This window comes from Cupriavidus gilardii (assembly GCF_008801915.1).
Taxonomy (GTDB): Bacteria; Pseudomonadota; Gammaproteobacteria; order Burkholderiales; family Burkholderiaceae; genus Cupriavidus; species Cupriavidus gilardii.
Window position 1 is genome coordinate 1 of the sequence record NZ_VZOV01000015.1, and the last position, 13,199, is coordinate 13,199.

The 13,199-nt window shown below is 68.9% G+C and carries 10 protein-coding genes and 2 pseudogenes; 9 read left to right on the forward strand and 3 right to left on the reverse strand.

Features of this window, described 5'->3' with window-relative positions; genetic code table 11:
* A pseudogene (locus tag F7Q96_RS27205) lies at positions 1–125 on the reverse strand (EamA family transporter); the annotation flags it as partial.
* Here F7Q96_RS27205 and msrQ point away from each other — a divergent pair.
* A complete protein-coding gene (msrQ, locus tag F7Q96_RS17350; protein ID WP_151023025.1) occupies positions 83–772 on the forward strand; it encodes a protein-methionine-sulfoxide reductase heme-binding subunit MsrQ in 690 nt (229 codons plus the stop codon). The pseudogene F7Q96_RS27205 and the gene msrQ overlap by 43 nt on opposite strands.
* On the opposite strand, the gene lysA is transcribed toward msrQ, so the two are convergent.
* Positions 769–2,040, reverse strand: a complete 1,272-nt coding sequence (lysA, locus tag F7Q96_RS17355; protein ID WP_053823222.1) for a diaminopimelate decarboxylase — start codon at positions 2,038–2,040, stop codon at positions 769–771. The genes msrQ and lysA overlap by 4 nt on opposite strands.
* Positions 2,041–2,463: 423 nt before the next feature.
* Between lysA and cyaY the strand changes: the two genes are divergently transcribed.
* Positions 2,464–2,799 carry an iron donor protein CyaY gene (gene cyaY, locus F7Q96_RS17365; RefSeq protein WP_053822666.1) on the forward strand — a complete coding sequence of 112 codons (336 nt, stop codon included), beginning with the start codon at positions 2,464–2,466 and terminating at the stop codon, positions 2,797–2,799.
* 140 nt (positions 2,800–2,939) lie between these two features.
* On the opposite strand, the gene F7Q96_RS17370 is transcribed toward cyaY, so the two are convergent.
* On the reverse strand, positions 2,940–5,318 hold the full coding sequence (locus tag F7Q96_RS17370) for a penicillin-binding protein 1A (RefSeq protein WP_053822665.1): 2,379 nt from the start codon (positions 5,316–5,318) through the stop codon (positions 2,940–2,942).
* A 164-nt stretch (positions 5,319–5,482) separates the two neighbouring features.
* Between F7Q96_RS17370 and F7Q96_RS17375 the strand changes: the two genes are divergently transcribed.
* The 7 genes and pseudogenes from F7Q96_RS17375 (at position 5,483) to F7Q96_RS17405 (ending at position 13,032) form a co-directional block, all read left to right on the forward strand.
* Positions 5,483–6,478, forward strand: coding sequence for a PilN domain-containing protein (locus F7Q96_RS17375; protein ID WP_144425847.1), 996 nt, complete (start codon positions 5,483–5,485; stop codon positions 6,476–6,478).
* On the forward strand, positions 6,465–7,625 hold the full coding sequence (locus tag F7Q96_RS17380) for a pilus assembly protein PilP (protein ID WP_053822663.1): 1,161 nt from the start codon (positions 6,465–6,467) through the stop codon (positions 7,623–7,625). The genes F7Q96_RS17375 and F7Q96_RS17380 overlap by 14 nt, the downstream gene beginning before the upstream one ends.
* A gap of 155 nt (positions 7,626–7,780) precedes the next feature.
* Positions 7,781–9,121 (forward strand): annotated as a pseudogene (locus F7Q96_RS17385) (type IV pilus secretin PilQ); the annotation flags it as partial.
* A gap of 188 nt (positions 9,122–9,309) precedes the next feature.
* Positions 9,310–9,945, forward strand: coding sequence for a shikimate kinase AroK (aroK, locus tag F7Q96_RS17390; protein WP_226994776.1), 636 nt, complete (start codon positions 9,310–9,312; stop codon positions 9,943–9,945).
* Positions 9,932–11,038 (forward strand): 3-dehydroquinate synthase, encoded by a 1,107-nt coding sequence (aroB, locus tag F7Q96_RS17395; RefSeq protein WP_053822661.1) that lies wholly within the window; start codon positions 9,932–9,934, stop codon positions 11,036–11,038. The genes aroK and aroB overlap by 14 nt, the downstream gene beginning before the upstream one ends.
* A gap of 60 nt (positions 11,039–11,098) precedes the next feature.
* Positions 11,099–12,235: a deoxyguanosinetriphosphate triphosphohydrolase gene (locus tag F7Q96_RS17400; protein WP_053822660.1), complete on the forward strand. Its 1,137-nt coding sequence runs from the start codon at positions 11,099–11,101 to the stop codon at positions 12,233–12,235.
* Positions 12,236–12,315: 80 nt separating this feature from the next.
* Entirely contained in the window at positions 12,316–13,032 is a 717-nt protein-coding gene (locus tag F7Q96_RS17405; protein WP_151023029.1) for a transposase, read from the forward strand.
* Positions 13,033–13,199 lie beyond the last annotated feature (167 nt).

The window sequence follows — 13,199 nt, forward strand, 5'->3', positions numbered from 1 at the left end:
GACAAGCCGTACTTCAGGCTCAGATAGGTGAACGAGAAATAGCCCGCCTGCAGCAGCAGGCCAACCATCGCCAGATGGCCCCATGCCGCCCACGTGGCCGGCAGGGCGGGCCGCACCCACAGCCACGCCCGGCACCTTGCCGCCGGCGCGGCTGCGCGCGCTGAAGGCGCTGATCTGGGTACTGGCGCTGCTGCCGTTCGCGCGCCTGGCCTATCTTGGCGCGATCGGCCAGTACGGCGCCAATCCGCTGGAATTCGTCACGCGCTCGACCGGCACCTGGACGCTGGTGATGCTGTGCGCGACGTTGGCCGTGACGCCGCTGCGCCGTCTGAGCGGCTGGAACTGGCTGCTGCGGATACGGCGATTGCTGGGCCTGTTCGCCTTCTTCTACGGCACGCTGCACTTCCTGCTGTGGCTCGGCGTGGACCGCGGCTTCGACCTGGCCTACATGGCCAAGGACGTGTTCAAGCGTCCGTTCATCACGATGGGGTTTGCCGCGTTCGTGCTGATGGTGCCGCTGGCCGCGACCTCGACGCATGCGATGGTGCGGCGGCTGGGAGGGCGGCGCTGGCAGGCCCTGCACCGCAGCATCTATGCGATCGCGGTGCTGGCGATCCTGCACTACTGGTGGCACAAGGCCGGCAAGAACGACTTCGGCGAGGTGTCGATCTACGCCGCGGTGGTGGCGGCGTTGCTCGGCGCGCGGCTGTGGTGGTGGTGGCGCGGCACGGGCCGCGCCGCGCCCGCGCCGGGCGAGTCGTCGCGGACTTAGCGCGGCAGCAGCTTCTCGTCGCGGAACAGGTCCTCGACGCGCTCGCGGGCCCGCACCAGATGCACCGCCTCGCCGTCGACCATCACCTCGGCCGCGCGCGGACGCGTGTTGTAGTTCGAGCTCATCACGAAGCCATAGGCGCCGGCCGACATCACCGCCAGCAGATCGCCCGGCGCCACCGCCAGCGCGCGATCGCGTCCCAGCCAGTCGCCCGATTCGCAGACCGGGCCGACCACGTCATAGGTCACCGGTTGTCCCGGGTTTGCCAATCCCGCCGGCGCCACCGGTTCGATCCGATGAAAGGCCTCGTACATCGCCGGGCGCGCCAGATCGTTCATTGCCGCGTCGACGATGCAGAAGTTCTTGGCCTCGCCCGGCTTCAGGAATTCGACGCGCGTCAGCAGCACGCCGGCATTGCCGACCAGCGAGCGGCCGGGCTCGAACAGGACTTCCCGATGGCCGTGCCCGCGCTGCGCCACGCGCTCGAGCAGCGTGCGCGCAAAGCCGGTGATATCGGGCGGCGTCTCGTCGTCATAGGTGATGCCCAGCCCGCCGCCGACATCGATATGCGACAGCACGATGCCGTCGCGCTCGAGCGCCTCGACCACGTCGAGCACCTTGTCCAGCGCCTCCAGATAGGGCGACACCTCGGTGATCTGCGAGCCGATATGGCAATCGATGCCGGTGATCTCCAGGTGCGGCAGCGCGGCGGCGGCACGGTAGGTCGGCAGCACGTCGTCGAAGGCGATGCCGAACTTGTTGCCCTTCAATCCGGTGGAGATATACGGATGGGTGCGCGCATCGACGTCCGGATTGATCCGCAGCGATACGCGCGCGCGCTTGCCGACGCGGCCCGCGACCGCATTCAGGCGATCGAGCTCGGGGATCGATTCGACGTTGAAGCACAGCACGTCGTGCGCCAGCGCCAGCTCCATCTCGGCTTCCGACTTGCCGACGCCCGAGAACACGACCTTGCGAGGATCGGCGCCCACCGCCAGCACGCGCTGCAGTTCGCCGCCGGAGACGATGTCGAAGCCCGCGCCGAGTTGCGCGAACACCTGCAGCACGGCGAGATTCGAATTGGCCTTCATCGCGTATTGCACGCGCGCGCGATGGCCGGCGCAGGCGCGGGCATACGCCTGATAAGCGGCGGTCAGCGCCGCGCGCGAATAGACATAGGTCGGCGTGCCGAACTGCTCGGCGATACGGGCGAGCGGCACCTGTTCGACGGCGAGGGCGCCGTCGCGGCGATGGAAAAATGCGGTCATGTTATTGGGCGGCAGGAGCAGCGGGGGCGGCAGGAGCGGACGCGGGCAGCGGGGACGAAGACGTGCGGGGCGCCGTGCGCGCCGGCATCGGCGCGGCGTCCGGCTGCGACAGGCCGGGATCGGGGACGCTCGGTTGCACCGGCGCGGGTGGGCGCTGCGGCATCACCAGCGGGCCGCGAATGCCGCATCCGCCGAGCAGGGGCATCGCTAGGCCGGCGGCAAACGCCGCTACAATCGCAACACGACGCAACATCGGGTCGTCCTTGGAAACAGGGGTCGAACGGGAGGCGGACCGGGACAGCGCGGCCGGGCAACGGTGCCCGCGGGCACTCGGGCCGGCATCTGATTGGCCCGCAGAACAATGCATCAGCCCGGAACGAGTCCCGCAGGGACCGGCCGTGGCTGGCGGTCTTGGAGTGTAGCATGTCCCTTTTGAGCGAAAGCGAGTTCCTGGCGCTGGCGACCGGCGAGCTCGATCGGCTGGAAAGCGCGATCGAGCAGGCCGCCGATGCGGCCGACGCCGATATCGAGATCAACCGCAGCGGCAATGTGATGGAACTCGAGTTCGAGGACGGCTCGAAGATCATCATCAACAGCCAGGCGCCGATGCAGGAGTTGTGGGTCGCGGCGCGCGCCGGTGGCTTTCACTTCCGCCGCGACGGCGAACGCTGGGTCGACACGCGCGAAGGCACCGAGCTGTACCAGGCGCTGTCGCGCTATCTGAGCCAGCAGGCCGGCACCGCCTTGACGCTGGGCTGACCCCCGCACGCACGCCGACGAACGCTTGACCACCACGTCCTGGGTTCGCGAGGACGACGGTCCCGGTCAGTAAAAAGGCCAGCCCAAATCGGGCTGGCCTTTTTGTCGTGCGATCGGCCTGGGCCGTCGGCGCGGCCGCATCAGCCGCCGCCGAACATCTCCAGGATCCGGCGCTTTTCCTGCTCGAGGTCTGCCGCCGACGGCGCGGCGGGATCGGGCGCCTTGCCCGGCCACGGATCGCCCAGGCCCACCGAGGCCACGCCGGCGCCGCCGGCATTCTCTTCCAGCGTCCAGTCGCCGGCCACCATCACCACGCCTTCCGGCGGCTGGCGATCCGGGCTCTCGGGCACGCCCTTGAGCATCTTCGACATGTAGCTGATCCAGATCGGCAGCGACAGGCCGCCGCCGGTCTCGCGCACGCCCAGGCTCTTGGGCTGGTCGTAGCCCATCCAGGCCACCGCCACCAGCTTCGGCGTATAGCCGGCGAACCAGGCATCGACCGCATCGTTGGTGGTACCGGTCTTGCCGGCGAGGTCGTTGCGGCCCAGCCGCTGCTTGGCCGTGTACGCGGTGCCGGTGCGCACCACGTCGCGCAGCATGCTGTCGGCGATGAAGGCCGTGCGCGCGTCCAGCACCCGTACCGCGTCCTCGCCGGCGCGCTGCGGCTTGGTCTCCGACAGCACGTTACCGCGCGCGTCGACCACGCGCTGGATCAGGTAGGGGTTGATGCGATAGCCGCCGTTGGCGAACACCGAATAGGCGCCCGCCATCTGCAGCGGCGTCACGCTGCCCGAGCCCAGCGCCATCGGCAGATAGGCCGCGTGCTTGTCGGCATCGAAGCCGAAGCGCGTGATGAACTCCTGTGCGTACTGCGTGCCGATCGCGCGCAGGATCCGCACCGACACCAGGTTCTTCGACTTGGCCAGCGCGCGGCGCATCGTCATCGGACCTTCGAAGCGGCCGTCGTAGTTCTTCGGCTCCCACACCTGGCCGCCGGTATCGGGGCCGATCGACAGCGGCGCGTCGTTGATCACGGTCGCCGGCGAGAAGCCCTTTTCCAGCGCGGCGGTATAGATGAACGGCTTGAAGCTCGAACCCGGCTGGCGCCACGCCTGCGTGACGTGGTTGAACTTGTTGCGGTTGAAGTCGAAGCCGCCGACCATCGCGCGGATCTCCCCGTCCTCGGGGTTCAGCGAGATGAACGCCGCGGCCACTTCGGGCAGCTGCGCCACCGACCACGCGCCTTTCTCGTTCTGCACCACGCGGATGATCGCGCCGGGACGGATCTTGACCTTGGGCTGGGCGTTGGCCGCCAGCGACGGCGCGATATAGCGCAGCGCCTGGCCCTCGATCACCACTTCCTCGCCGGACAGCAGCACCGCGCGCACCTGCTTGCTCGATGCCGCGGTGACCACCGCCGAACGCATGTCGTCGCTGGCCGGATGCTCGACCAGCGCGTCGTCGATCGCCTGCTCGCGCTCGGCCGGATCCGACGGCAGGTCGATGAAGGCCTCGGGTCCGCGGTAGCCGTGCTTGCGCTCGTAGTTCATGATGCCGGCGCGCACCGCCTCGTAGGCCGCGTCCTGATCGGCCTTGGTCAGCGTGGTGTAGACCGTCAGCCCGCGCGTGTAGGTTTCCTCGCGGTATTGCGCGTACATCAGCTGGCGCACGATCTCGGCCACGTATTCGGCGTGGGTCGAGAACTCGTTGCCCTCGTTGCGGACCTTCAGTTCCTCGTGCACCGCCTCGTCGTACTGCTGCGGCGTGATATAGCCCAGGTCGCGCATCCGCTGCAGGATGTATTCCTGCCGCACCTTGGCGCGCTTGCGGTTGACCACCGGGTTGTAGGCCGACGGGGCCTTGGGCAGGCCGGCCAGCATCGCCGCCTCGGCCACCGTGACGTCCTTGATCGACTTGCCGAAGTAGACGCGCGCGGCGCTGGAGAAGCCGTAGGCGCGCTGTCCCAGGTAGATCTGGTTCATGTACAGCTCGAGGATCTGATCCTTGCTCAGGTTCGCCTCGATCTTGTACGCCAGCATCATCTCGTAGATCTTGCGCGTGTAGGTCTTCTCGCTGGACAGGAAGAAGTTGCGCGCGACCTGCATCGTGATGGTCGACGCGCCCTGCGACAGGCCACCGCGCAGATTCGCCAGGCCCGCGCGCAGCACGCCGATGAAGTCGACGCCGCCATGCTCGTAGAAGCGGTCGTCCTCGATCGCCAGCACGGCTTTCTTCATCACGTCGGGGATTTCGGCGATCGGCACGAAGTTGCGCCGCTCCTCGCCGAATTCGCCGATCAGCACGTTGTCGGCGGTGTAGATGCGCAGCGGGATCTTCGGACGGTAGTCGGTCAGCGTGTCGAGCGACGGCAGGTTCGGTGCCGCGACCAGAAGCGCGTAGCCGAGCAGCAGGGCCACCGTGACGACACCCGCGGCCATCAGGCCCAGCGCCCAGTAGCTGGCGCGTATCCACAGCGGGCGGCGAGCCGGTTTGGCCGGCTTCTGTTGTGCAGTAGCCATTGGGTAATACCTAGTTGGAGGTGCCCGGATTATATCGCTCGCGTTCGCGGCTCCCGGGCGGGTAGTGCCGTGGCGGGCGCATCCATGCTGTTACAAGTTGTAAGGCCGGAAATCGCCGCCGCCAATACCAGTATGGGCGCCCGCGGCCCAAGCGCAATCGCGTCGTGACTTGCGAAAACCGGCTCGATGGGCATGGCGTCGCATTGCCGGTGCCATGGCTGGCTGCCGAGAATCGGTCCATCGGCGCGCCCTCGATCGTGGCACGGATCGCGGTGTCGGCAACGAACGGGCAGGCAAGCGGCAGGTCGGCGGGTTGGTGGCGGATTGGCGGCAGGTTGCGGCGGATTGGCGGCGGATTGGCAATGCTGGATCGGCGCACAGCAGTGGAAGCGCCGGTTAGAGCCGCTGTCGCGCCGCCGAGTTCAACGCCGCGCCCGGAACGAAGGTTCGACGGAGGGACCGGGATCGTGCGAAGGCAAGGCATCTGGCGTTGGGGATGGCATCGCGCAGCGGGTGTCGCACGGCGTCTGACACGGCGTCTGGCACGTCATCTGGCGCGGCGGGCCGGTTCGTTGCGGCCGGGATGGCGCGCCGCCGCCGGCTTCGCCGGAGCCGCCGTGCTGGTGGGCGGCTATGGCGTCGATCGGAGTATCGCGGCTGTCGAGCGCGAGAACCGCACGCTGGCCGAGCAGGCCCGCCAATGGGAAGCGCCGGCGCGCGAGGCGGCCCGCTTGCGGCAGGAGATCACCGTGGCGAGCCGGCGCGGCAGCGCGCTCGATGCGCTGCTGAGCGACCGCCTCCGGCCGGCTCGACTGCTCGATGCGCTGGCCCGCCATGTGCCGCCCGGGATCCAGCTGCGCAACATCGGTCAGCAGGGCGACACGGTGACGATCGAAGGCGTGGCGCGCCGTCACGAGCGGGTCGCGGCATTGCTGCGCGGGTTCGAACCGTTGCCGTGGCTGGCACGGGCCGAGCTGATCGAGTCCCGGGCGGAATCTTTCGAAGCCGGTACCGCGGGCACGGCGGACCAGGCGGCGGGATTCGCATTCTCGGTGCGGCTGGTCTATCGCCCGTTCGACACCACAGGCACGGACAGCACGGTCGGCGCTTCCACGCCAACGCCGGCGCAGCCGCACAGGGGCGCGGATGGGCCCGCATGACGACGACGAACTGCCGTACGCCTCGACCTGCTGGCCCGGGGACGCGGCGCAAGGCGATGCCGGCGCGCGGCACGGGTTTGCCCCGGGGCTTGCGTTGTGGCCGATGCTCGTCGCGGGCGTGGTGCTGGCGGCCGGCTGGCAGTGGCATTGGCGCGACAAGCTTGCCTTGCTCGACAGCCGGCGGGCCGAGCAGGCCGCACTGCGCCAGTCCGTCGCGCGGCAGGCGACCGAGGCAGCGAGCGCCGAGCCGACGCGACGGCGCCTGGCCGGGTTGACGCAGGCGCTGACGATACGCGAGCGCCATCTGCCCGAGCATGGCGGCGTCGACGATCTGCTGGTCACGTTGAGCGCGCTCGCCGCGGCCCGTGGGCTTCGGATCGCGCTGTTCCAGCCGCAGCCCGCGGCGGCGGGCGAGGACTTCGCCCGGATTCCGCTGAAGCTGCGCGTCGACGGCGGCTATCGCGAGATCACCGCCTGGCTGGCCGATATCGCGGCCTTGCCGAGGCTGGTGACGCTGCAGTCGATGCAGCTGGCGGTCGGCAAGGGCGGCAGCCAGGGCGGCGGGCTGACGATGGAGGCGGTCGCGCTGGCCTACCGCGCGCTCGATGCCGTGGAGCGCGAGGCGAAACAGCGGGCGGCGCGCACATCGCGCGGCAAAGCCGCGGCCCAGGCTCCGCCGCCGACGTCATGGACACCGACACCGCCAGGTTCGCCGCCTCGGCTGGCCTTGCCGGATGCCAACCGTGCCAGCCATGCCGGCCATGCCGGCGACGCCGGCCCGGCGGCGGCCGATCCCTTCGCCTACGCGCGGCTGGTGGCGCCGCTGATCGGACCGCCGGACGATCCGCTGGCCGCCGCGCGCCACGCACGGGCGCGGGAGCCGCTCGAGGCGTATGCGCTGGAGCAGATGCGGATGGTCGGCAGCCTGCACGGCGGGGGCCGCGCCTACGGTCTGGTGCGGGTCGATGGCGTCGATGGCGACGATGGCCTGGTCGCGGCGGTACAGGCGGGACAGCGTCTGGGCCGCCGCGATGGCGTCGTGGTGCGCATCGGCCGGGACGAGATCGTGCTGCGCGAACGCGTCTGGAACGGGGAGGATCGATGGATCGAAACGACGTCCCGCCTTGCGCTCGGTGCGCCGGCATGATCGTGCCCCTGCCGCGGCGGCTGATGCGACGGATGCTGGCGTTCGCGCTTGCGCTGGCCATGCCGTGGGCGGTTCCGCTGCGCGCGCTCGCCGTGCCCACGGTCGAAGCGTCGGCGACCGAGGCCGTTGCCTGGCCGTCGTCCTCGCCCCCGCGCGAGCGCCTGTCCCTGAATTTCCAGCGCGTCGATGTCCGCGCGCTGCTGCAGGTCTTCGCGGATTTCACCGACCTGAACGTGGTCGCCAGCGACAGCGTGCAGGGCAATCTGACGCTGCGGCTCAAGGACGTGCCCTGGCAGCAGGCGCTGCGCATCGTGCTCGATGCGAAGGGCCTGGCGTCGCGGCGCGACGGCAATGTGCTGTGGGTCGCGCCGCGCGCCGAGCTCGCGGCACGGGACCGGCAGGAACTGGAGGCGCGGCAGCAACTGGCCGATCTGGAGCCGGTCGCAAGCCAGGTGTTCCAGCTGAACTATCAGCGTGCGGACGACGTCCGCCGGCTGCTGCTCGGCGGCGGATCCGGGGCGCCGGCGGGCGCGGCGTCATACGGCGGTTCGCAAGGGCACGGCGCATCGGCTGGCGCTTCTGCGCTGCGGCTGCTGTCCCGGCGCGGCAGCCTGACCGCGGATGCCCGCACCAACCAGCTGTTCGTCTCGGACCTGCCCGAACGGCTGCAGCAGATCGCCGCCTTCCTGGCCCGCATCGATGTGCCGGTGCGCCAGGTCATCATCGAGGCGCGCATCGTCGAGGCCGACGACAAGTTCAGCCGCAACCTGGGCGTCAAGCTGAGCTTTGCCGCGCAATACGGGCGCGGCCGCATCGCCGATACGCTGTCCGACGTGATGCCCGGCGCGGCCGGGCAGCCCGGCCCGCTGCTCAGTCTGCCGGCCGGCGCGCTGCATGGCGCCGATCCTGGGCATCTGGCGGTCAGCCTGTTCAACAGCGCGGCCAGCCGTTTCGTCGCGCTGGAGCTGTCGGCGCTCGAGGCCGACGGCAAGGGCAAGATCGTGTCGAGTCCGCGCGTGGTCACCACCAACAACATCAAGGCGCTGATCGAGCAGGGCACCGAGCTGCCCTACCAGGCGGCCACCTCCAGCGGCGCGACCTCGGTGCAGTTCCGCAAGGCCAATCTGAAGCTGGAGGTGACGCCGCAGATCACGCCCGAGGGCCAGGTGCTGCTCGACGTCGACGTCAGCAAGGACAGCGTCGGCGTGCAGACCACGCAGGGCTTCGCGATCGATACCAGGCACGTGCAGACCCAGGTACTGCTCGAGAACGGCGGCACCGCGGTGATCGGCGGCATCTATACGCGCGCCGAGCGCGGCGATGCCGCCAAGGTGCCGCTGCTCGGGGATATCCCGCTGCTCGGCCGCCTGTTCGGCAGCCGCGCGGTCTGGCGCGACCGCACCGAGCTGCTCGTCTTCCTGACCCCACGCATCCTGCACGATGCCGCCGCGCCGGCCCGCGCCGATTCGCGCGCTCCGCCAGGCGGGATGCAGTAGACTGAGGCCCGCAAATGCAGCGGCGGCGCCGGCATGCGGCAGGATCGGGCGAATTCCGCCGAAGATCGGCCGCCGGTGCCGGCCGCGCGGCTGCACGGGTCTTGCCCCGCCGGGCCCGACATAAGAAGATGATGCCGTTTCCAACCCGCGAGCCGCCTGCAGAGCGCCGATCGGCTCGCCGCGAATCCGTGACCGCTTCCCGTCCGAACCTTTTTTTCGTCGGCCTGATGGGCGCCGGCAAGACCACTGTCGGCCGCACCGTAGCTCGCCGCATCGGCTATTCCTTTTTCGATTCCGACCATGAGATCGAGGCGCGCTGCGGCGTTCGCATCCCGGTGATCTTCGATCACGAAGGGGAGAGCGGCTTTCGCGACCGCGAGGCGCAGATGATCGACGAGCTGACGCAGCGCCAGGGCATCGTGCTGGCGACCGGCGGCGGCGCGGTGCTGCGGCCGGAGAACCGCAGCCGGCTGAAGGCGCGCGGCACCGTGGTCTATCTGCGCGCCAGCCCGCACGACCTGTGGCTGCGCACGCGGCACGACCGCAACCGGCCGCTGCTGCAGACGCAGGACCCGAAGGCGCGCCTGGAGGCGTTGTATGCCGAGCGCGACCCGCTCTATCGCGAGGTGGCCGATTTCGTCATCGAGACCGGCAAGCCCTCGGTAGCCCAGCTTGCTAATATGGTGCTGATGCAACTCGAGATGTCCGGCTGGATCGCCGCGGCGGCCGGCGGCAACGATCCCCGCAACGATGTTCCAGACGATGCCCGCGGCGATGCCGGCATCGAGCCGGCCAAAGATACCAACACCGATGATCACGCTTGAAGTTGACCTGGGAGAGCGCAGCTATCCCATCCATATCGGCGCGGACCTGCTGGACCGCGCCGAACTGCTGGCCCCGCACATCCGTGGCCGCCACGCCGTCATTGTCACCAACGAGACCGTCGGCCCGCTGTACGCGGCGCGCGTCGAAGCCACGCTGGCCGGTCTGGGCAAGATCGTGCGCACGGTGACGCTGCCCGACGGCGAGTCCTTCAAGCACTGGCAGACGCTGAACCTGATCTTCGATGCGCTGCTCGGCGCCGGCGCCGACCGCAAGACCACGCTGATCGCGCTCGGCGGCGGCGTGGTCGGCGACATGACCGGGTTTGCCGCCGCCTGCTACATGCGCGGCGTACCGTTCGTGCAGATGCCGACCACGCTGCTGGCCCAGGTCGATTCGTCGGTGGGCGGCAAGACCGGCATCAACCATCCGCTCGGCAAGAACATGATCGGCGCCTTCCACCAGCCGCAGGCGGTGATCGCCGATATCGGCACGCTGAAGACGCTGCCGCCGCGCGAACTGGCCGCGGGCCTGGCCGAGGTCATCAAGCATGGCGCGATCGCCGACGCCGACTACTTCGGCTGGATCGAGCAGCATATCGGCGCGCTCAACGCCTGCGACGGCGACATGCTGGCGCTGGCCGTGCGGCGTTCGTGCGAGATCAAGGCGGCGGTGGTGGCGGCCGACGAGCGCGAAGGCGGCATCCGTGCCACGCTCAATTTCGGCCATACCTTCGGCCATGCGATCGAGGCCGGCATGGGCTACGGCGAATGGCTGCACGGCGAGGCGGTGGGCTGCGGCATGGTGATGGCCGCGGACCTGTCGCTGCGGCTGGGTTTCATCGACATCGAGACGCGCTCGCGCATCGAGCGGCTGGTGGCCGCCGCGATGCTGCCGGTCGTCGCGCCAGACCTCGGCGTGGACCGCTACATCGAACTGATGAAGGTCGACAAGAAGGCCGAGGCTGGCCAGATCAAGTTCATTCTGCTGAAGAAGCTGGGCGAGGCCCTGATCACCAGCGTGCCCGATGCCGACCTGCGTGCCACGCTGCAGCATGCCGTATTGAAACGTCCCGCCGAGGCACCGGTCGCGTAAGCGGTCGGCCATGCCTCGCAACCTTCAGACGATGCCCGCATCGCCCAACCGGATTGCCGCATGACCGACCTCGAAAGCCATCTCGCACCCTATGCCGCGCACTCGGCGCAGTCGCGCGGGCGTGTCCATGTCGAACCGGCGTCGTCCTCGCGCAGCGAATTCCAGCGCGACCGCGACCGCGTGATCCACAGCACCGCGTTCCGCCGGCTCGAATACAAGACGCAGGTCTTCGTCAATCACGAGGGCGACCTGTTTCGCACGCGGCTGACGCATAGCCTCGAGGTGGCGCAGATTGCCCGCTCGATCGCCCGCAACCTGCGGCTGAACGAGGACCTGGTCGAGGCGATCTCGCTGGCGCACGACCTCGGCCACACGCCGTTCGGCCACGCCGGGCAGGATGCGCTGAACGCCTGCATGAAGAACCACGGCGGCTTCGAGCACAACCTGCAGAGCCTGCTGGTGGTGGACGAGCTGGAGGAGCGTTACGGCGGCTTCAACGGCCTGAACCTGACGTTCGAGACGCGCGAGGGCATCCTGAAACATTGCTCGCGCGTCAACGCGGCCGCGCTGGGCGAGCTGGGGCGGCGCTTCCTCGAGGGCACGCAGCCGTCGCTGGAGGCGCAACTGGCCAATCTGGCCGACGAGATCGCCTACAACAACCACGACATCGACGACGGGCTGCGCTCGGGGCTGCTGACGCTCGAGCAGATGGAAGAGGTGCCGATGTGGGGCCGTCACCGCGCCGAGGTCATCGCGGCCTATCCGGGCATCAACGGCCGCCGGCTGATCAACGAGACGGTCCGCCGGATGATCAACACGCTGATCGTCGACCTGATCGAGACGACCCGCCGCAATATCGCCGCGGCGCGGCCGGCCGACATCGACGCGGTGCGGGCCGCCGGGCCGCTGGTCGCGTTCAGCCCGGCGGTCAGGGAGGAGGCGCAGGCGCTCAAGCGCTTCCTGTTCCGCCATCTGTACCGCCACTACCTGGTGATGCGGATGTCGGCCAAGGCCCAGCGCATCATCGGCGACCTGTTCGAGGCGTTCATGGGCGACCCGCGCCTGCTGCCGCCGCAATATCAGGCGGCCCACGGCGGCGACCAGCCGCGGCTGATCGCCCACTACATCGCCGGCATGACCGACCGCTACGCGATCCGGGAGCATCGGCGCATGTTCGCCGTCGGCGAACAGAACTGATGACCGGCCGGGGGGGGGCGCCCTTAAAAAATAGGGACAGATCAGCTATCATGGCGCCATCGCATTGACACGATGGCGCCATGGCTCGACTTCCCCGCTTCTCTCCGACCGGCCTGCCGGCACTGGTGTTGCAACGTGGCAACAACCGCCAGCCGGTCTTCCTGACCGCGGACGACTACCGCTTCTACCTCGATTGCCTGCGCATGGCGGCGCGCAAGCACGATCTGGCGGTGCACGCCTATGGGCTTCGGCCCAACCATATCCACCTGGTGGCGACGCCGCGGCGCGACGACGCGTTGAGCCTGACCATGCAGGCGGTCGGACGCCGCTACGCCCGCTACTTCAATCGGGTCGCCAACCGCACCGGCACGCTGTGGGAAGGGCGCTTCCGCTCCGCGGTGCTGGAGCCGGACGCCTGGCTGCTGCCGGCGATGCTCTATGTCGAAGGCAATGCGGTCCGCGCCGGCGAAGCCAACACGCCGGAGGAAGACCGCTGGAGCAGCCACCGCCATCACGTCGGCCTCGAGGCGAGCCCCTTTGTGAGCGATCACTCCGCCTATTGGGCGCTTGGCAATACACCGTTCGAGCGCCAATCGCGCTACCAGTCGCTGGCGGCCGAAGGGTTGTCGTCCAGCACGCTGGCCACGCTGCGCAAACACGCGCACAGCGGCTGGCCGCTCGGCAGCGAAGCCTTCCTGCACGGACTGGAGCGCCACGCGGAACGGCGTGTGCAGCCGTTGCCCAAGGGCCGGCCGAAGCGCGCGACGACCGAAGCCGAGGCTCCGGCAATGTCCTGAAACGGTGTCCGCGGCGGGTCGAACCGGCGCCCCGAATTGGTGCAATAATAATGTGTCCCCAATTAATGACCATCACCAAAACAGGGCATGGAATAATATGATCTGACCCTATTTTATTTTTTTGCGGGACTCGGACGATTCTTTTATATTTGCTCCACCCACATTCA